We start from the raw sequence: 19,009 nt of genomic DNA, 5'->3' as shown, positions 1-19,009 counted from the left end.
GGCGTTGTAAGAGCGCCAGTTCGTCGTGCGGTAGGTCGGAGGTGCAGGTTTGCTCATACCCTGCGACTAACACCTTGCAGTCACGCAGGGAATCCCTCACGATTTGTGCAACAGAGCCGGGATTATCCACACTTTTGCCGCTAGGTCGATTTCCGACCATAGCGCATCGCGGGCCTCACCAGAGCGGGAAGCAGTCAGCACTAGAAATTCAAGAGCGAGTTTCGTGGACAGCCCAGCGCCCGACGCCTGCACGGTTTGAATGCACCCGGCAACCTCGGCATAGCCTAGCGATTTGCGGTGTTCGACGGCCTTGTCAACTTTTGGCAGGGCAAGGCTTACCGCATCGGCGGGGTTATCCTTGCGCCATCCCTTTGCCATTGCCCATTTCAGCACCACGCCTATCCGCTGGCGAACCCGGCGCGCGGTTTCCTGCTTTGCCGTCCAGATCGGGGCGAGTGCATGCATCAGATCGGCGCTCGTCACCTCGGACACGCGCAGCTTGCCAAATTTGGGGAAGGCGTAGGTTTCAAGCGTGCTGATAAATTGCGCCGCGTGCTTTTCATTGCGCCAAGTTGGCTTGTGCAAGTCGTGAACGGTGCGGGCTGCTTCCTCAAAGGTCGGCACCGCGCGGGCTTCATTCTTGAGTTGGATGGGGTCTTGCCCTTCATAGGCTAGTTGCCGATTGCGGCGGGCATTTTCCCGCGCCGTGGCGAGGCTCACCAGATCGGGCGAACCCAAGCCGATTTCCCGGCGCTTGCCGCGAATGACAATGCGCTGCACCCACAGGCGCAAACCGCTCTTGTCCACCCGCAGATAAAGCCCGTTTCCGTCGAAGTATTTGCCCGGTTCTTTGGCGGCATCGACAGCGCGGGCGGTTAAAGCCTTTGCCGGGGCGCGCGGTGAACGCTCGGTCTTTTGGTCATCCCCCATTTCATCCCCCATAAGTTGCCGGAACACGAGGAATCTTGGCGCAATTCGGCGGAATAAGAAAGTGAAAAGCGCCTATGATACAAAGGAATATGGCGGCACCCGGCGCAACATAGCGAAGCCACGTTAGGTAGCCTGTCTCTCCGCCACACATAAGTTATTGATTTAAATTGATATTATATGCCGTCTTTTCACCAGACCTTTCGGGGCCTTACGGCATTCTGGCAGGTAGAGAGACCAGAATCTCCTTTTCTGAATCCGCGCGTTTAAAGCATCTGTCTCTGCCCCGCCCATGTGGCGGTACGGTTTCCCGGGCGCGCGCATGGCCCCCGCGTTGACTTTCTATTGAAAGAAAGCTGACGTAATAAGCGGGCGGCGCATATTTCGGAAGTATGTCGGCGCGCACGCGCGAAATCCAACATTGTGCGGTGGTTCGCGTGATCACGACCGAAGCATGCATGATGCCAACGATCTTGCACCCCCGAGAAACCTGAAGTCCGCTCACCTCACTGTTTAGAGCGCGGCGAGGATTTCACGCTGTTTCTGCCAGTCCTGCGGCAATTGATGCCGCTTGAACCAATCGGAGGTGAAGCCGACTGGTTGGGTTCCGGCGGCGATTTGCCTGACAATTTCCGGAGCAAGGAAGGCAAGGCCGATCATATGCTGGATGCGGCTTGTCGTGACCTTTTCCAGTTTTGCCACGTCACCGACGGTAGCACCTTTACGGATGGCGTCATACCAACGATGGGCGGCAAAAACATTACGGATCAACACGGCATCGGGACTGGATGTAGCGGCGGCGTGGCCGAGAATAATCTTCGTTTCGACACCCCGGCGCTGGGTGCGAAAGGGTGCTACGATGCGCCGACTTTGCGAACTGATGCGGTCCGGCGCGATACCAAGACGATCAGCCAGAGTTTTGCGATCCATGCGGATTGCGATGCTGCCCTGACGGAGATCCGCCCGTCGCAAAAGACTGGCCCGGAGGGTGACTTCGCTGTCGGCGCTGCAATCGCTGGCGAGTTGCTGCAGACGAGCCTGCACGTCTGAAATTTCAGATGCGTTCAGGTCTGTGACCAGATCCAACATGGCTGCCGGTCTCATTAAGCGATCCCGCAGAATACAGCCTATTGCGGCTTCGATGTGGTGCCCCGGCAGGCGCCATGCATCAGGATGATCCGTCCGCCTACCTGTCACAAGACGTCGTGAGACGTAATACCGCAACCGCCTGCCGTTCTTTTGGGAATGGCTCGGTGTCAGGCGATCCCCGGTCTCGTCGAACAGCTTGCCGATGAGAGGAGAGATGGAACCAACAGTTTTCTTGCCCCGATCCCGCGCAGCATCGGTAGTAAGATGCGCCTGAACCTGCTGCCAGAGATCGGGTACGATGATCGCAGGATGCTGGCCATCATAAACTTTTTCACGATGACGGATGCGGCCGGCGTAGGTGTTTGATCCCGGTATTTCATGGATTGGATTTAGGGTGAACCTTTCGGGTTGGATTGTCCGTTGTTTGCAGATGAACTCGTGGGGCGTGAGGCCTTTGAGTGTCTTCAATCTTCGCCCGAAGTTATAGGCGCTGATGAAGTTGGCGAGGTGCTGGCGCAGCTGATCGTGGTTGTCGTAATGGAAGCGTTTGACGGTCGCTTCCTTGATCGTTCTGTTCCGTTGCCCGGCAACGGTTTGCCTGCAAACCGTGAGAGGGATTGGCTCGACCTGGCCATTCGTCCAGGGGTGCTTGATCTTGGTGAGCCGGTGGCCGATCTCATGTTCCCGGCAGACTCGATCAAAGATGTGCTCAAAGGCATAAATGTGCCGATCATGATTGGTGAATTGGATGCCATTGTCCGTTGCCCGGCAGGCGTTTGTCTTCAAACGCCGAGAGGGGGTGAGAACGATGTGGAGCCTGTAGGGCACGGCGGCGATCAGGTTGCGCAGGAAGGCTGCGGCGGCCATTTTCCCGGCCTTCTGGTGCAGTTCCACGAAAGCGAACTTGGAGGTGCGGTCGATCGCGACGAAGAGATACAACCACCGGTTTCGTCGAAGAGCTTTGCTATCAGCGGGGCCGAGGGTTCGACGGAGTTTTGTGGCGTGATCAATGGTGAATCTGCATCTGTCGTAACGGTCGGTGCGATGGCGCGTTGACGCTTGCGGGCTGCGGTGTCTTGCAGCTTGCTCTGAACGGCTGACCACAGCGCCTCGCCGACGATCGGCTCATGCTGACCGGGGTGAACCAAGATCTTGTGGCGGATCAAGCCGCGATAGGCCGGGTTGGTCAGCAGATAGTGCAACTGGCCGTTTGAGAACTGGGCGATGGTTGTTGCAGGTGCTAAGCCTGCCGCATGACCTGACACATGGTCGGATTTGCGCGGGCTGAAGCCCTGCTCGGCCGCGGCGATCTGCGTTGCGCCCAGACTGCCCGCCGTCAGGTAGAGGGCAAACCGGTGACGCATGGTGACGGCCTCGGCTGGATTGATCTCCAGCACACAGGCCCCGAGCGGATCTTTGGGTGGATCATATCTCGGCGGCAGGGTGCCACCCATCCACAACCCTTTGCGCTTGGACGCGGCGATCTTATCGCGAATCCTCTCTGTGGTGACCTCGCGCTCGAATTGGGCAAAAGACAGCAGCACGTTGCGGGTTATCTTGGCCGCTGGCGACAGATTTGGACAACGACAGCTTGGAGTTGCTGCTGTTTCCCAGCCCCACGATGGCCTCGCGGCTGGACCGGCCTATGCCGGTTTGGGCGGTGATGGATTGTGGGTTGGGCCGACCTTGCGTAACGCGGTCGCTGTTGTGGGAACAGTATCGCGCCCAATCCCCGGACGGGTTTCGCTATGTGTGGTTCTGCGAGCATTTCTACGCCTGGAAAGGCCGGGTGCGGCCGACGATGCGCCAGACGCATGTGGGTTGAGAGAAGGTCTTTGTCGACTTTGCCGGTGACACGATTGATGTGATTAACCCCACGACCGGCGAAGTGCTGGCCATCAAGCTGTTCGTGGCAGCGATGGGGGCATCGAATTGCACCTATGCCGAAGTGGTGGCATTGGAGTGATTGGAAGACTGGATCCTGACCCATGCCCGGATGTTTGCCTTTTTAGGCGGCGTGCCGAAGGCCGACCGGTTTGATCCGGGGCTGAATTGCACCTATGCCGAGATGGCGGCGCATTATTGCACCGCCATTCTGCCAGCCCGGCCGCGCAAACCCTGGGATAAGGCAAAAGTCGAGGTTGCGATCCAGGTGGCGCAACGCTGGATTCTGGCGCGGCTGCGCAACCATCGGTTCTTCTCTTTGGCGGAGTTGAACGTGGCGATCCGGCGACTGTTGGACGCGCTGAACATGCGCCTGATGCGTGGGTATGGCGCCAGCCGTGCCGATCTGTTTGCCACCTTGAACCGGCCCAATTTGCAGCCCCTGCCGCCGGAACTCTATGTCTTTGCCCGCTGGAAGCGCGTCCGCGTGGCACCCGACTATCACGTCGAAGTCGACAGTTCCTGGTATTCTGTCCCCTTCGCTGTGATCAAACAAGAGGGCTATGTTCGCGTATCAGGCCAGACGGTCGAGATATTCCATCGCGGTCAACGGGTTGCGAGCCATGTGCGCTGCCTCGGTCGGCGCAACCATATGACTGTGCCTGACCATATGCCCTCAGCTCATCGCAGGTTGGGCGAATGGGCTCCGGCCAGAATGCTGGCTCAGGCGACAAAGACCGGCCCGACCGTGGCCGCCTTTTGCGACATTGTGATGGCCGACCGCCCGCACCCTGCGCAGGGCTTGCGCACCTGTCTGGGCGTGCTGGCCATGGTCAAAACCTATGGCCCGGAGCGCGTTAATGCGGCCTGCCAGCGAGGTGCCACCAGTTGGGCCCGACTGGCCTCGGCAATTCCTGCTTCTAGGCCATCGGCTACCGTGCAGATGGCACCGCGCGAGAGGGCCGTGCCCGTTGCGCTACAGCCCGCGGGGCCGTACCTCTCTGACACCGCAGTGGCACGGGGTAATCCCCCGCGAAAGTAAGGGGCTGCATAGGTAGAATTTTCTCGGCAAGATGAACGAGGAGAGTCTAAATGAAGATAAGCAGATACACAGAGGCGCAGATCATCGCGATCTTGCGGCAGGCCGAAGGCGGTGTGCCGGTTGCCGAGCTGTGCCGCGAGCATGGCATGCTGCCATTGCCCGGCAATGGTTTGGCTGCAAACCATGAGAGGGAATGTGTCGTTCGAGAAGTGGCGAGCGAAGTATGGCGGCATGGATGCGTCGTTGATCACGGCATTCTGGAATTGGACAACAACACCGCCGAGAGAGCGATGCGGGCTATCGCCTTGGGCCGCAAGAACTACATCTTCGTCGGACCGCAAACCGGCGGCAAAGCCGCCGCCATCGCCGAGACACTGATCGAGACCGCCAAACTCAACGGCGTCGATCCCCAAGCCTGGCCCCAAGCCTGGCCCCAAGCTTGGCTCACCGGCACCCTGGCCCGCATCCCGGACCACAAAATCAACCGGATCGACGAGTTGCTCCCTCGGAACACGCGATAACCGCGGTCAGGCCGGACGCCTCCACTCCGGCCTTATTGATCACAACCACACCGTATTCGTCCCGATCCATAGAAATGGCCGATTCTGAAAGGATGCCTTTGCGGTTGCCTTAGCGCGCCACAAAACCCTGCATGGCTCCCGGCACTAGGGTAGGGCATTCTGGACGCTTAGGTCGGGATACGACGCCTGCACGCCCTTGAATGCGAAAATGGGTTGCCTCTGTGCCTTCGGAAAACGCATTGCAATCAGAGGCCTGATCCGCCGAATGTCCAAGTTCGCATCGCCATAATCTACTGCTTTTAGACACTTTTTACGCTAAAAACATCCGCGTGACCTCAATCCATGGGGAAACGGGAAGTCACATCTCAGGCGTTCGTTTTGCGACATCACCGATCATTGCGCAAAAAATCATCTCTAGCCGTTCCAGCCGCGCCATCCCATGAAATGCATGCTTATCCATACCAGCCCCATTGCAAGCGCAATCCAAGGGCCAAACGCCAGATGGGCTTGCGGCTTTTGCCTTTGCCACAGCAATGCTTGGATCAAGCCACCAAAGCTTGCCAGCAGCAGCACGAGAGGTAGATTTTGCCAGCCAAGCCACGCGCCTGCAGCTGCAAAAAGTTTCGCATCGCCAAGGCCCAGACCGTCAACGCCCCGCAATCGAAAGAAGAATTCGCCCAACCCCGCGAACAGCAAAAACGCAGCGGCCGCGCCGATTGCGTGATCCAGCGCCGCAGTTCTTGAAGTGATGACTGCCAGCGCGAGACCCATGGCGATCAGCGGCAGGCTAAGTTTGTCCGGGATGCGGAGGCTTTTGATATCAATAAAAGAAATTGTCAAAAGCATCACAAACAGCACAATCGTTGCCGCAACAACCATACCAGTTGGCAAGCCATCGGCGAAAGGAGTGATCACTTTTGCACCTTCATTGATCACGAGCTGTAATGAAAAGTTCAATGGGGCTGAAACTTTTCCAGATCTTGTACGTTACTACTTTGACGCGTGATATTTGCCGAACCTTAAGACACCAAAACGCCGCGTCTTCCTTAGCGTGATTCAAGTCTGAAATACCAGTGCGTGCGCCTCACAAAGATAATCTTAGCGGCTGTTACACGCCATCCCCCAGGAGGAATTATGAAAATCAAAACCCGATATATGCTTGGAACGATGATGGTGGCGGTGCTTGCCAGCACTGCTCCGGTTGGCTGGGCTTCAAGCCACAGAGAAGCGCCCGGCATCGCTGGGATGCCTCGCGTAGATGCTACCGATTTTTACATGTTCCGCAGCTACGAGCCCGGTCGTGAGGGCTATGTCACGCTGATCGCAAACTATGTGCCGCTGCAGTCTCCCTATGGTGGCCCAAACTATTTTGAACTCGACAACAATGCCGTCTATGAAATTCACATCGACAATGACGGCGATGCCAAGGAAAATCTGACCTTCCAATTCAACTTTGACAGCACTTTGGTTGAAGCTGGAAAAGGCAAAACCTACGAGATTGGCGGCGTGACAGTTGCAGGGCCGCTGCGTCAGGCAGGTCAGATTGGCACCGATCCTGCAGATGCAAATATCAACGAGACCGAATCCTACACGGTCAAGATGATTACAGATGACCGTCGTAAAGGCACCATATCGAACGTGACGAAGGTTGGCGGTTCGGCCACAGTCTTCGCCAAGCCGATCGACAATATCGGCAACAAGACCATTCCAAATTACGATGCCTACGCCAACAATCACATCTTCGATATTACGGTTCCGGGCTGCGCTCAGCCCGGCCGGGTGTTTGTCGGCCAGCGCGCAGAAGCTTTCGCCGTTAACTTGGGCGAAGTGTTTGACCTTGTAAACCTTGTGCCAATTCAGGGGGCGTCTAACACGGCATACCCGCAATACGACACCACCACGCCGTTTGCCGGTGGCATTATGCAAAGCCGCGACAATGACGATCTTGTCGGCAAATCCAACGTAACATCGCTGGCTCTGGAGCTGCCGATTGCTTGCGTGACAGGCGCAGGCAATGGCGTGATCGGGGCTTGGACCACTGCAAGCCTGCCGCAAGCGCAGTTGCGTGATCCATCGCCGACCTACAATGGCACAACCGTTCAGGGCGGCGCGCTGGTGCAAGTATCGCGGCTTTCGGCACCTTTGGTGAATGAAATTGTGATTGGCCTGAAAGACAAGGATCTGTTCAACGCGGCAGAGCCGACCCAAGACGGTGCTTTGGCAAGCTATGTGACCAACCCGGTGTTCCCGGCCCTGTTGGATGCTTTGTTCCGCGACGCAGTGCAAGCGACCTCTAACATCGCCCCCAGCAACTTTCCACGCAATGACCTTGTCACTGCGTTCCTGACCGGCTTTCCGGGGGTGAACCAGCTTTCGACGGTGACGGGTTCGGAAATGATGCGCCTGAACACCACTTTCCCGGCAACTCCGCGGGCAAATCAGAACACCTTTGGTCTGGTTGCCGAGGATTTGGCCGGCTTCCCGAACGGGCGTCGTCCGGGTGATGATGTGGTTGATATCGAGTTGCGTGTGGCGATGGGGGCCTTGTGCCATGATCTGCCATTGGGTGCTGAACTGGCCGTGCCCGGTGCGGTTGAAGATACTCCGACCGATCTGGTGAACCTGAATCTGTGTGGTGCAGACCGCGAATCCAGCATGGCCGCTGCGCCAGTTGGTACTGCAGCCTTCACCGATGGCGCGCCGCTGAGCGCCACCGAATTGCTGAACGCCTTCCCTTACCTGAACGCGCCGATCCCCGGATCGCCGAACAACGAGGGCTGATAGCATGACACGCAACAAAAAACTGCTCACTGCATTTGCAGGGTCGCTGGCGTTTTTGGCCGCCTGCGATGGAAGCGACGGGGTGATGGGCAATCCACAAGCCCAGTTCGGCAACCAGTTTGCGGCGGCCTTCAATGGTAAGACCACCGCCGACCCAAAGGATGATCCCAACTTGGTCATCGTCTACAAGGGCGTGACTGGGGTGGATTACACGGCAGACCCGCTGGATATCTAAGCTATCCCCCGCTTTTGCGAAGGGTGGCCACAACACAGATGGCGGCGGGTGTGATCCCGCCGCCATTTTTACAGCGGCTTGCGTTTGATCTGATACAGGGTCGTTCATCGTCGAAAAGTCTTCCCAGCTGGGAAGCACTTGTGTTTTTCTTGCTTACAGACGGTTTTATCACAACATGTTGTGGTATTGGACGGTGCTGTGAGGTGAGGAATTGTTAAGGACTGAGGCAACAGGTCTGCCGCACCTGATCAAAGCCCAAGCCGTTTGCATTATCTTGACTCAAAATGCGCGCGCATACTTGGCGCATTCTTATGCGCCCGTGTCAGATAAAATGCGAACCGGTCTATGTTATGATTGCAAGGTGCTACTTTAAAAATGTGGGCCGGAGATTAGGGAGAGGTCGCCGCCTGAGGCGGTTTGGCTGCAACTTGCGGGCTTTGACGAAATATTGCCACCACTTCCGGCTGCCCGCCACGACCCGTACGGCGCTGCAAAATGCTTTGCATGCTTTGCGCCGTATCCGCGATGGTCACATCAACCGTCACCTCGAAATAGCGCGATACAAAACCCACCCCCGAAGCGAGGATGACATTTGCCGCGGCAAGATCTTTGGGCGTGAGAAAACCTTGCCGTTTTCGTATGCCTTGCAGGCTGCGCGCCTGAACCGGGTTATCGGTGATGACCGCAAGCAATACATCGGGCGCGGTGTTGATGTTGATATCTGTGCGGCTGGGCAGTACCGTGGCAAGCTGCGCAAGCCGGGTGACTTCATCGGGGGTAAGCCCCGCCTCGGCCACCAGATCAGCCATGCGCACCAAGGGCTGCGGTTGCGTCAGCCTTGCGGCAATGCGGGGTCCAACATCGGCTGGCAGATCAAGCAGTGCCACGATGCGCTGCAACGTCTGCGCGCCCAATGCTCCGCTTTGCGGCAGATTGTTCAGGTTGAATTTTGCCTGCGCATCCGCAATCTGCAACGCAAAGCTGCCGCCTTCTATCGGCACCTCTTGCTGTCCGACCAAGGCCCAAGGCTCGCGCAGATTGTCGGTTTGCGGCGCTTCGGTCATATCGCGGCGCAGGGCCACAATCGCGCTGGCCTCACCCCCCGATATCAAGGCGAGCGCTTGACCTGCGGCGCTGAAGCGTTGACTGCGCAGGATCGCAAGATCAGACAGGCTGATCATCGCGTAGACCACGGATGCGGTCAGCGCCAGAATGACCAGCACGTTGATCAGGACCACACCTTTTTCTGGCTCGCGCGGCATGATCAGCGGGCCTCGGCGGGCAAAAGCACGACGCGGCGCAGATGATTGCCATTTTCGGCAAGCGTCACCGTAAGCGCTATGGCCAACGGATTGGGCGTGGGCTGTCCGGGCAGGATCACCCGATCCGCCGGCGGCCAAACAGCAGCCCAGCCAGAGCTTGCAGCATAAAACTGCCAGTCAACCGCAGCTACGCCGTGCAAAAGCGGCTGACGCGCCGCCTCTGCGCCGGGCTTTGCGGCGATGTCGCGGAACAAAGTTTCATCTGCAACTTCGTAGCGCAGGGTGACACTGCCGCCAGAGGTTTCTGCCGCGTTGCGTTGCAGGCTGACAGCCGGAGCCTGTGACGCCGTATCCAGCGCCACAGAGCTGCCGCGTGCCTGACTGAAATCCAATGTCAAAAGATACATCGCGCGTTGCAGTTCCGCCAGCCGCTCCAGGCGGCCTTCTGTCAGCCGCTGGGTGCGCAAAACCTGATCCAGCATTGAAAACCCCGCCACACCGATCAGCGCAAAGATGGCCAAGGCCACCAACACCTCGACCAGCGAAAAGCCCGCCGTTGGATCGCGCTTTTTGAGGGCACGCTTTGTCACGTTCCAGCGACTTCGCCCAGCACGACAATGCTGCCATCCTCAATCCCAAGCACGGTCAGATCGCGCTGGCAGCGGCCATCGGCCAGAAAGCGGAACGCGCCGAGCACGCCGGTAAAGCCAGCGGCCCTTGTGACACCTTTGCGTGACAGCGCGCCTGCGTCGCCCAAGCCGACCGCCAGCAAAGCCGCATCATAGCCCAATGCCGCGACCGTGCCGGGTTGTTCGCCAAAGGCTGCCTCAAACCGATCTGCAAACGGCAAGAATAAATCGGGGGGTGGCGCTGCAAACCATGCCCCGGCAAGATTGGCGTCACTTTCGACATCGCCAACACCCCATTGCACCGATCCCAACAGCTGCACGCCGCTGCCTTTCAATGCTGCCGCGAAAGCCTCCAAGCTGGCCCCACCGTCGGGCAGAAAAACCGCTTCGGGCAGACGCCCACCACCCGCAGCTTTCAGGGCTGCCACCAATCCACCCGCAGCGGGATCACGCAGCAGCGTGGCAGTCAGCGTGATGCCGCCCGCTGGTGCGATGCGGTTTGCGGCTTGGGCTGTGGCCGATCCCAACGGCCCGTCGCGGCCGACAATCGCTACGCGCGAGATGCCTTGCGCGCGGGCATAGCTGAACATGGTCGAGACGGATTGCCCCGGCGTGATGCCCATCACGAACGCACCCTGCGCGCCCAATGTGTCATCATTGGAGAACGTGATCACCGGCACCTTGCCAGCCACGGCAAGCACCCCCGGTGTCTGATCGGATTTCAGCGGCCCAAGCAGCAGTTTTGCGCCGCCCGCTATGGCCATTTGTGCGGCAGCGGCAGCGCCTTCCACAGTATCGGTGGTGTCATAAACCTTTGGCGCGGTTCCCGCCGCCGAGGCTTGGGTGACAAGGCTTGCAGCCCGCGCCATATTCTGGCCCAAGGTTGCGGCAGAACCTGTTAGAGGTAGCAACAGCGCTGCATCGCGGCCACCGACACCAGTGCTTGCCTTGAACGGACCTGCGGCCATACCCGCGCACCCACTTAAAGAGCCAACAAACAACGGGAGACTAACGCTTGCAACAACTGAACGTCCAAACCAACGACGGGTCACAGGGGTGGCGGCGCAAAGTGCTTTGGTCATTGGTCGTGCTCCTGGGTATTGCGGCTTTCTTGGTGTCGGTTGTCACGCATATGCCTGCGCGGTTCGCGGCGAAACAGATCGGTCTGCCGTCAGATGCAGTGCAGGTGTCTGGCACGATTTGGACAGGGTATGCGCGACTGGGCGATGCCCATATCCTCAGTTGGCAAACATCGGGTTGGGAAAGTTTGCGCCGGATGGCGGTTGTGGTCAACTGGCACCTTGAGGGCCCGCAGACAGATTTGACGGGCCGCATCGCCGTGCCATTGCCGCCCCGCGCAGACCGCGCCGAACTGGATGCTGTGCGCGGCACCTTGGGCTGGGCGCTGGTAGACGCAGCATTGCCCGATCTGCCGATCCGGTGCGAGGCGATGGCGGTTTTTGATGGGCTGCGGGTTGGTCTTGCACCCGGTGTTCGGATCGCTGAGGGGATGATTTTGGCACCCAAAGGCCAATGTGAGCGGCGCGATTCCGATATGCCGCCAGTGCCAACGCCTGCGCTCACTGCGGCTCTCAGCTCTGACAGCGAAGGTCTGGTGGCGGTGCTGGTGCAGACCGATCTGCCGCAAACCCCGCTTGCCACGGCGCGGCTGACCAATACGGATCGGATCATCGTGACCATCCATCCCGCTGGGGCTGCACTGGTGCCGGGGATGCCGTCCAGTGCCGACAGTGAGATCGAATTGCCCTTGGCGACGCTGTTTCCCTAAGCTCGGTCATTTGGTGACCAGCCCATTCATCGACACTATGGGCAACAAGATTGCCAACACCATCACCATCACCATACCGCCCATCAACAGCAGGATTGCGGGCTCGGCCAGTGCCACAAGCGCGCGCACCCAAGCATCCAGATTGCGCTGCTGATCTGTGGCTGCGTGATCCAGTGCAGCACCCAGATTGCCAGAGGCTTCACCACTGGCAACCATGGCCACCAGCATCGGCGGAAACACCGCGGCTTCGTCCATCGCGCGCTTCAGGCTGGTGCCTTGGCGGACTTTCTCGGTCACTTCTGCGACGCGGGCACGGACGTGCAGGTTTGGCGTGACATCGGCTGCGGCCACCAAAGCCTCAATCAGCGGCACGCGGCTTTGCACCAAAGTCGCAAGCGTTCCGGCAAATTGGCTTGCGTTCATCCGTTGCACAAGTTTTGCAGTCAGCCGACCTTCTGCCAGCACGCGGTGCCAGCGCAGCCGATTTTGCAGCACGCGCAGCCAACGCGTCCACGCAAAAATCGCCGCGATCAGGCCAAGTGCTGCATAAAGCCCATAGCCGCGCACCAAGGCAGAGACGGCGATCAAGGCGCGGGTCAGAAATGGCAGATCAGTCCCGCGTGAGGTGAAAACCCGCACAATGTCAGGCACCACAAAGGCCATCAGCAAGGTGATGATCGACAGGCTGACCACAGCAAGAAGTGCGGGGTAAAGCAGTGCCAGCTGTACGGTTTGACGATTGCGGGCGCGGTTTTCGACAAAGCCCGCAAGATGGGTCATCACCTGATCCAACTTGCCCGCCTGCTCGCCTGCGCGCACCGAGGCGCGGTAAAAATCAGAAAATATCAGCGGGTAGCTGGCCAGCGCATCGCCAAAGCTGCGCCCCTCCAGCACAGATGCGCGCACGTTCAGCAAGGTGCCTGCGACTTTGGGCGTCATGCCTTGCGCAATCGTCGAAAGCGCATCTTCGATCCGCAGGCCAGAGCCCAGCAATGTCGCCATTTGCCGGGTGAACAGCGTCAGCGAGGCCAAAGGCATCCGGGGCCCAGATTGCTTGGCCCTAGGCTGCGTTCCATTTGGCGCGGATTTGGTGCGATCGGGTTTGCTGCCGTCAGACTTGGCACTGGCGACCACTTCCAGCGGCAACAGGTTGCGGGCGCGTAATTGCTGGCGTGCCGCCGTCAACGAGATCGCTTCCAGCATGCCATTTTGCGGCTTGCCTGCATCGTCCATCGCTTTGAACCGAAAGGCTGCCATACCCTATGCCTCTTGTGCCACACGCGCCACGTCTTCAACCGTTGTCAGACCCGCCCGGATTTGGCGCAGACCATCGGCGATCAGGCCCGGACCATCGCGGCGCGCCTGCGTCGTCAGATCAGCCTCGGATGCCCCGGCATAGATCAGCGCCTCAATCTCACGCGTCATCGCCACAACCTCGTAAATGCCTGATCGGCCGCGATAGCCTTGACCGTGGCAGGTGGGGCAGCCGCAGGCGCGAAACAGGGCGTCGCCAACGGCAAGTCCATCAATCAGCGCAGCATCGGTTTCCGTCGCGGTATCAGCGCGCCGACATTCGGCGCATAAGCGGCGTACCAGCCGCTGCGCCACCACACCCACCAGCATCGGCGCCAGCAAGAACCGTTCTACCCCCATGTCAACCAACCGCGACACCGCGCCAACGGCGGTGTTGGTGTGCAAGGTTGATAGCACGAAATGCCCGGTCATCGCGGATTCAACGGCGACTTGCGCGGTTTCGCGGTCGCGGATTTCGCCGACCATGATCACATCAGGATCCTGCCGCAAAATCGCGCGCAGCCCGCGTGCAAAAGTCAGCTCTGTGCGCGGGTTTACCTGCATCTGCCCAATGCCATCGACAGAGTATTCGATCGGGTCTTCCACCGTCATGATATTGCGGCTGCGGTCGTTCAGATGATCGAGTGCCGCATAAAGTGTGGTGGTTTTACCCGATCCGGTGGGGCCTGTGACCAGCAGCATGCCATCCGGGCGGCCCAACAGGCGCTCGAACACCTCGGCATCGCGCGGCGACATACCCAGCCTGTCCAGCCCAAAACGCGTGGCATCGCGGTCGAGCAGGCGCATCACCACCCGCTCGCCATATTGCGACGGAATGGTTGAGACGCGCACATCGACCTCGTGGCCCCCCACGCGCAGCGACACCCGGCCATCTTGCGGCAGGCGCTTTTCGGCAATGTCGAGCCGCGCCATCACCTTGATGCGGCTGACCAGCAAGGGTGCCAGCGCACGCTTTGGCTCAACCATCGCGCGCAACACGCCGTCGATGCGAAACCGCACCACCAGCTTGCGTTCCTGGGTTTCGATATGGATGTCAGAAGCGTTTTCCTTGATCGCCTCCAGCAACAGCGCGTTGATCAGGCGGACAACCGGGGCATCGTCGGATTGATCCAGCAGATCATCGACTTCGGCGGTGCGGTCGGCAAGGCTTGCCAGATCGTCATCAGCGCCCGCAGCGTCAGAGGCATCGCTGGCGTTGTCGCGGTATGCAGCAGCAAGACGGGCATCAAACAACGGGTCGGACAGCGGCTCAAGACGCAGGCCTTTGCCCGCGATGCGCTGCACCTCGACAATGGCTGAGACAGAAGCTGCCGGGCGCAGCACACAAACCGGGCCTTCCGGCCCCGTTTCCAGAATAACGCCGTGCTGGCGCGCGAAGGCATAGGGCAGTCCAAGACGGCGGGGCAAAGGGGATATGGATTGCACGTCAGGCATAATTCATCTCTCCAACGCAAAGGTTGTGCTGACAACGCCGGGGGCGGGTTTGCGGGTCATTTCCAACGCGCTGACGTTCAAACCGTGTTCGCGCTTCAGCGTTTCCAGCCACAGGATAACTTGCTCAAAACTTGCATCTTCCAGCACAACACGCGCCCCTGCGCCCTCGGATTCCAATCTGCGGATAGCCAGTTGAGATATGGCGGCTGATTCAGTCAGGATCACCGGAACCGGACGGTTATCAATGATCGCCGCAGCCCCGGTGCGGGCATTAAATGCGGGGTTTTGCAGCGCCGTCAGCCCCGCATCATAAAGCGCTATCCTGTTTTCCAACGCGGCACGGTGCTGGCGCAGCGGCTGCCAGATCACCGCAACCGCAATCCAAACCAGCGCACAAATGGCTAGCAGGCCCAAAAGCAGGCGTTCGCGGGGGCTGCGCTGCATGAACCAGTCTTGTGCGATGGCGCGATACTGATCCATCATGGCAGGCTTTTGCGCAAAGTCATCTGCACTTCCGCGGCACCGTCACCCGAGGTGGCAGCACCCGCAACCACCGCAAGCCCGGCCGCGCCAAAAGCCGTTTCGGCGGTTTGCAGGTCAGCAAGATCGGGGGCCTCCATCGTCAGGGCAAGGCTGTTATCTGGCTGCGAAAACCGCATATCCTTGATCTGAATTTGCCCGGCCTGCGGCTGCAAAGCGCCAAAAGTCTGCGCCAACAGCGGCAAAAAGCCCGCCGAAGTGCTTGGCTGCTGTGCTGCCAGCGCCGCAGTCAGCGCGGTGGCAACATCGCCCTCAACCTGTTGCCCGGTGGCTGCAAGTGCGGCGCGCACAGCGGCTTCTTGTTTTGTTGCGATACGGCTGAGGCCCGCGACATCCAGCGCCAGCAACATCAGATGGCCAAGTGCTGCGACCGCCAGAACAATGGCCAAAGCGCGCGCGCCTTTCGGAACCCCTGCGCCACGACGCGCAAAACGGCCCGAGCGCAGATCAAATCCCTTCAGGCTGGGGTCAATACTGCTGACAAGCTGCCCCAAGACAGCGACCGGAAAATCGGCGGGCAACTGACCGCCCAATAGCACAACGCGCGGCGATCCTGCGGCGTGCCACAGCGTTGGCAACATCGCGGGTGACGCGGCAAAGCCCGTGCCATCCGGCATCCGCACCAGCACGCGATCTTGCTGTGCCAGCACCGTCCAATCCCCTGCATCCGGCACCTGCAAAGCCATCACGTCCGGTATCATCGGCGCCGTGCTCGCAGAATGCGCCGCAACCAGATCCGCCATCACAGCATTGCTTACAACCGCCACCAGCCACGAGCCACCTTCAGTCACATCATTTTCGTGCTCTTTCGCAGCAAGATTTAATTGCGGGCCTAGAACGACATGCACTTGCTCCAACGGCTGCGCAATCGATTCTTCGATGGCAAAACCCACCACGGCACGCCGTTGGCTTCCCGCCATTTTTGGTAAAGTGACCTTCAACAAAAGCACATCTTCGCAGGCGATCCAGGTGATGCTGTCACGTAAAGCATGCGTGGCAATTTCTGGACTTTTGGCGATCGCGGCCTGAGACAACTGCAAAACTTTATGTTTTGCGAAAAGCCGCGCGCGCAGACGTGCTGGCAGCAAAAAGCGCGAAGCCGGGTACAGCGCGACAGAAACGCCTTTGTGATCAATCATGTTGTCACATCCGCTCCCGGTTGCACCCACGCGCTGAGTATAGTTATGATACGCGATGAAACCTAGTAAGTTTCATCGCGTATATCAGGTATAAGTTTCCTCAAGATCGGATGTAAAGATGATCGCGTTCGTTCAGATGTTGGCAGCCCGCAAAATGAAATTTCAACAAATTCGGTTGCGAGGCGCGCACGCCAAATCATGGTCAAACAAATCCGAACGCGCCCCTGACGCTGGTGTCACGCTGATTGAGATGATGGTTGTGCTGGTGATCATTGGCATTGTGGCCGCCTTGGTTGTGCCGAACGTCATCGGTCGCCCGGATGAGGCGCGCGTGGCGGTGGCAGGTGCTGATCTGCGCAGCGTGTCGGCCAGTCTTGAGATGTATCGACTTGATAATCGCAGCTATCCCACCACCGAGCAAGGCTTGGCTGCGTTGACGCAGCGCCCATCGGCGGCCCCTGTGCCAGTCAACTGGGCGGCGGGTGGTTATCTGCCGTCGGCACCGGTTGATCCTTGGGGCAATCCCTACATCTACAAATCGCCGGCCGAAACCGGCCCGTATGAGTTGATTTCGAACGGCGCGGATGGTGTGCCGGGGGGGGAGGGCGCAGATGCAGACATTCGCCATGGCGCTACGAACTGATGGCAATCGGCACAAGCCCCATGCAGGTTTTGCGAACGCGGCGGTCTTGCCAAGACAGCGGCATCACGCTGATTGAAATGCTGGTGGTGTTGGCGGTGATTGGGGTGGCGACCGGGGCCACCATGCTGGGGGTCAATGCCTCGGACCGCAGCAGTCGCGCGCAATCGGAGGCTCTGCGTCTGGCAAACAATCTGTCACTGGCGGTTGATGAGGCGATGGTGACAGGCACGCCGCTGGCGCTGACTTGGGATCAAGAGGGCTACAGCTTTGTAACATGGTCAGCGGTCGAGCAAGATTGGCGCGCGGCGGCACCGGGCATTCTGGCCGCGCGCCACACATTGCGCAGTCCCTTGCAGCTTGCCATTGACGGAAACGATAATCATGATCCCATCTTGCTCGCGCCAAGTGGCTTGGGTTCGCCAATCAGCTTTGTGTTTTCATCGGCAGCAGTTTCAGACAGCGCTACGTCTAACGGTGCAGGATGGATTGTGAATTTCGACGGCTTTTCTGCATCCGCAAAAGCCAAGGAGGGGATGTGATCAATACCCGCAGCCCAGAGTCAGGGTTTACCCTGATTGAGACGCTGGTGGCGCTGGTCATTCTGGCGATGTCCGCGATTTCGCTGTTGGGGGCGACAGAGGCCCATATCAACCGCATTGGAGCTTTGGAAAACCGGGCGGCGGCGCAATGGGTGCTGGAGAATTATTTAGCCGAAATGACGCTGGGTTTGTCGCCCACGCCGACACCCGCCGCGATGAACGGCGCAGCTTTTGCCGTGGCGGTCAACCTTGTGCCAACGCAGGATACTGACCTTGCGCAGGTTGATCTTACAGCCCGCGGTGCCACAGACGGGCGCGATTACAGTCGGCTTACGGGCTTTGTGGACACCACGAGCAAAGGTCTGCCCGCGCCATGATTGCGCGCATCCCGACCTTGCCGATCTGGGGGCTGGCGGTGGCAACTGCCGTGTCACTGGGCCTATCGGCGGGGCAAGTGTTTTGGCGGCTAAGCGGTGACGATGTTGGCGCACGGGTGGCGTCACGACAGGTGCCCTCCGTTGAAGCCCCGCGCTTTGACCTTACACCGATTCTGAGCTTTGCGCCCTTTGGCAGCTCGGTTGTGCAGGCTCCGGTGCAGACGGTCGCAGGTGAAACCTCGCTTGGTTTGGTCTTGCTTGGGGTGACGATTGCGAAACCGGCTTCAGGCTCGCGGGCGATCATCGCGGGGGGCACCGGGCCTGCACGGGCGTTTTACATTGGCGAGAACATCACCGACATCGCCAGTCTCTCGGCCATAGAATCTGACCACGTCGTGCTGGATGTGGATGGCCGGCTGGAAACTTTGTCTTTCGTCAAGCCCGGCGATGCCCCGGTTGCGGTCAAAAGCAATGGCCCCGATCTGCGCAATCTTATCCCGTCGGCCACAGCTGGCGCTGCGCCCGCCGCGACATCGAATGACCCGGACGCTGTTATCGCCCGCTACCGCGCCGCCATTGCAATGGATGCGCAGGGCGTAATCGACAGGCTTGGATTGCAAATCACAGATCAGGGCTACCGCGTGACCGAAAACGCATCGAGCGGAGTCAAACAGGCAGGGTTCAAGCCGGGCGATGTGGTCACAACCGTGAATGGCCAGAAAGTAGGCGACATGGCCAAAGATCAAAGCTATTTTGATGAGGTGGCGGCATCAGGACGCGCACGGGTGGAATTGGTTCGGGATGGACAGACGATCATCATGTCATTTCCTTTGCGGTAATCAGAGGCAATGTTGAAGATAAACC

Annotated in this window: 17 protein-coding genes and 4 pseudogenes; 10 read left to right on the top strand and 11 right to left on the bottom strand. The window is 59.2% G+C overall.

Going from position 1 to position 19,009, the window contains the following annotated elements; all coding sequences use genetic code 11:
- Window positions 1–96: 96 nt before the first annotated feature.
- From ACP7AP_RS17985 to ACP7AP_RS17975, 3 genes and pseudogenes are all read right to left on the bottom strand, one after another.
- Entirely contained in the window at window positions 97–930 is an 834-nt protein-coding gene (locus tag ACP7AP_RS17985; protein WP_426036286.1) for a tyrosine-type recombinase/integrase, read from the bottom strand.
- Between the two features lie 1,443 nt (window positions 931–2,373).
- Window positions 2,374–2,955 (bottom strand): annotated as a pseudogene (locus tag ACP7AP_RS17980) (IS3 family transposase); the annotation flags it as partial.
- Window positions 2,853–3,470 (bottom strand): recombinase family protein, encoded by a 618-nt coding sequence (locus ACP7AP_RS17975; RefSeq protein WP_426036288.1) that lies wholly within the window; start codon window positions 3,468–3,470, stop codon window positions 2,853–2,855. The gene ACP7AP_RS17975 and the pseudogene ACP7AP_RS17980, both read right to left, overlap by 103 nt.
- A gap of 83 nt (window positions 3,471–3,553) precedes the next feature.
- Between ACP7AP_RS17975 and istA the strand changes: the two are divergent.
- The 3 pseudogenes from istA to ACP7AP_RS17960 all read left to right on the top strand — a co-directional run.
- Window positions 3,554–4,813: pseudogene (gene istA / locus ACP7AP_RS17970) on the top strand (IS21 family transposase); the annotation flags it as partial.
- A 179-nt stretch (window positions 4,814–4,992) separates the two neighbouring features.
- Window positions 4,993–5,194: pseudogene (locus ACP7AP_RS17965) on the top strand (transposase); the annotation flags it as partial.
- Window positions 5,185–5,463 (top strand): annotated as a pseudogene (locus ACP7AP_RS17960) (transposase domain-containing protein); the annotation flags it as partial. The pseudogenes ACP7AP_RS17965 and ACP7AP_RS17960, both read left to right, overlap by 10 nt.
- Window positions 5,464–5,877: 414 nt before the next feature.
- Here ACP7AP_RS17960 and ACP7AP_RS17955 read toward each other — a convergent pair.
- Complete coding sequence (locus tag ACP7AP_RS17955; RefSeq protein WP_426036284.1) at window positions 5,878–6,420, bottom strand: prepilin peptidase; 543 nt, start codon at window positions 6,418–6,420, stop codon at window positions 5,878–5,880.
- A gap of 177 nt (window positions 6,421–6,597) precedes the next feature.
- On the opposite strand from ACP7AP_RS17955, the gene ACP7AP_RS17950 reads away from it, so the two are divergent.
- The gene (locus ACP7AP_RS17950; protein ID WP_426036282.1) at window positions 6,598–8,244 is read left to right on the top strand and encodes a DUF4331 domain-containing protein; all 1,647 of its coding nucleotides are present in this window, start codon (window positions 6,598–6,600) and stop codon (window positions 8,242–8,244) included.
- Between the two features lie 4 nt (window positions 8,245–8,248).
- On the top strand, window positions 8,249–8,479 hold the full coding sequence (locus tag ACP7AP_RS17945) for a hypothetical protein (protein ID WP_426036280.1): 231 nt from the start codon (window positions 8,249–8,251) through the stop codon (window positions 8,477–8,479).
- 389 nt (window positions 8,480–8,868) lie between these two features.
- On the opposite strand, the gene ACP7AP_RS17940 is transcribed toward ACP7AP_RS17945, so the two are convergent.
- Genes ACP7AP_RS17940 through ACP7AP_RS17930 form a run of 3 tightly spaced genes read right to left on the bottom strand, consistent with a single transcriptional unit; the run spans window position 8,869 to window position 11,338 of the window.
- Window positions 8,869–9,741 carry a general secretion pathway protein GspK gene (locus ACP7AP_RS17940; RefSeq protein ID WP_426036278.1) on the bottom strand — a complete coding sequence of 291 codons (873 nt, stop codon included), beginning with the start codon at window positions 9,739–9,741 and terminating at the stop codon, window positions 8,869–8,871.
- A 2-nt stretch (window positions 9,742–9,743) separates the two neighbouring features.
- The gene (locus tag ACP7AP_RS17935; protein ID WP_426036276.1) at window positions 9,744–10,331 is read right to left on the bottom strand and encodes a type II secretion system protein GspJ; all 588 of its coding nucleotides are present in this window, start codon (window positions 10,329–10,331) and stop codon (window positions 9,744–9,746) included.
- The gene (locus tag ACP7AP_RS17930; protein ID WP_426036274.1) at window positions 10,328–11,338 is read right to left on the bottom strand and encodes a penicillin-binding protein activator; all 1,011 of its coding nucleotides are present in this window, start codon (window positions 11,336–11,338) and stop codon (window positions 10,328–10,330) included. Before ACP7AP_RS17930 ends, ACP7AP_RS17935 begins: the two co-directional genes overlap by 4 nt.
- 119 nt (window positions 11,339–11,457) lie before the next feature.
- On the opposite strand from ACP7AP_RS17930, the gene ACP7AP_RS17925 reads away from it, so the two are divergent.
- Complete coding sequence (locus ACP7AP_RS17925; protein WP_426036272.1) at window positions 11,458–12,159, top strand: hypothetical protein; 702 nt, start codon at window positions 11,458–11,460, stop codon at window positions 12,157–12,159.
- 6 nt (window positions 12,160–12,165) lie between these two features.
- Here ACP7AP_RS17925 and ACP7AP_RS17920 read toward each other — a convergent pair whose 3' ends face one another.
- The 4 genes from ACP7AP_RS17920 to gspL are packed head-to-tail and all read right to left on the bottom strand — an operon-like array spanning window position 12,166 to window position 16,586.
- Window positions 12,166–13,416 carry a type II secretion system F family protein gene (locus tag ACP7AP_RS17920; RefSeq protein ID WP_426036270.1) on the bottom strand — a complete coding sequence of 417 codons (1,251 nt, stop codon included), beginning with the start codon at window positions 13,414–13,416 and terminating at the stop codon, window positions 12,166–12,168.
- A gap of 3 nt (window positions 13,417–13,419) precedes the next feature.
- A complete protein-coding gene (gene gspE / locus ACP7AP_RS17915) occupies window positions 13,420–14,907 on the bottom strand; it encodes a type II secretion system ATPase GspE (RefSeq protein WP_426036268.1) in 1,488 nt (495 codons plus the stop codon).
- A 3-nt stretch (window positions 14,908–14,910) separates the two neighbouring features.
- Window positions 14,911–15,390, bottom strand: a complete 480-nt coding sequence (gene gspM, locus ACP7AP_RS17910; RefSeq protein ID WP_426036266.1) for a type II secretion system protein GspM — start codon at window positions 15,388–15,390, stop codon at window positions 14,911–14,913.
- Window positions 15,387–16,586: a type II secretion system protein GspL gene (gene gspL / locus ACP7AP_RS17905; RefSeq protein ID WP_426036264.1), complete on the bottom strand. Its 1,200-nt coding sequence runs from the start codon at window positions 16,584–16,586 to the stop codon at window positions 15,387–15,389. The genes gspM and gspL overlap by 4 nt, the downstream gene beginning before the upstream one ends.
- Window positions 16,587–16,704: 118 nt before the next feature.
- On the opposite strand from gspL, the gene gspG reads away from it, so the two are divergent.
- From gspG to ACP7AP_RS17885, 4 genes are read left to right on the top strand one after another with little or no spacing between them, the layout of a single operon-like run.
- Window positions 16,705–17,229 carry a type II secretion system major pseudopilin GspG gene (gspG, locus tag ACP7AP_RS17900; RefSeq protein ID WP_426036262.1) on the top strand — a complete coding sequence of 175 codons (525 nt, stop codon included), beginning with the start codon at window positions 16,705–16,707 and terminating at the stop codon, window positions 17,227–17,229.
- Between the two features lie 20 nt (window positions 17,230–17,249).
- Window positions 17,250–17,768, top strand: a complete 519-nt coding sequence (locus tag ACP7AP_RS17895) for a GspH/FimT family pseudopilin (protein ID WP_426036260.1) — start codon at window positions 17,250–17,252, stop codon at window positions 17,766–17,768.
- Window positions 17,765–18,145 (top strand): type II secretion system minor pseudopilin GspI, encoded by a 381-nt coding sequence (gspI, locus tag ACP7AP_RS17890; RefSeq protein WP_426036258.1) that lies wholly within the window; start codon window positions 17,765–17,767, stop codon window positions 18,143–18,145. The genes ACP7AP_RS17895 and gspI overlap by 4 nt, the downstream gene beginning before the upstream one ends.
- Window positions 18,142–18,984 (top strand): type II secretion system protein N, encoded by an 843-nt coding sequence (locus tag ACP7AP_RS17885; protein ID WP_426036256.1) that lies wholly within the window; start codon window positions 18,142–18,144, stop codon window positions 18,982–18,984. Before gspI ends, ACP7AP_RS17885 begins: the two co-directional genes overlap by 4 nt.
- The last annotated feature ends 25 nt before the right edge of the window (window positions 18,985–19,009 follow it).

Source organism: Cypionkella sp. TWP1-2-1b2 (genome assembly GCF_049896245.1).
Taxonomy (GTDB): domain Bacteria; phylum Pseudomonadota; class Alphaproteobacteria; order Rhodobacterales; family Rhodobacteraceae; genus Cypionkella.
The sequence above is the reverse complement of the archived record's forward strand: the minus strand, read 5'-3'. Positions and strand labels throughout refer to the sequence as shown.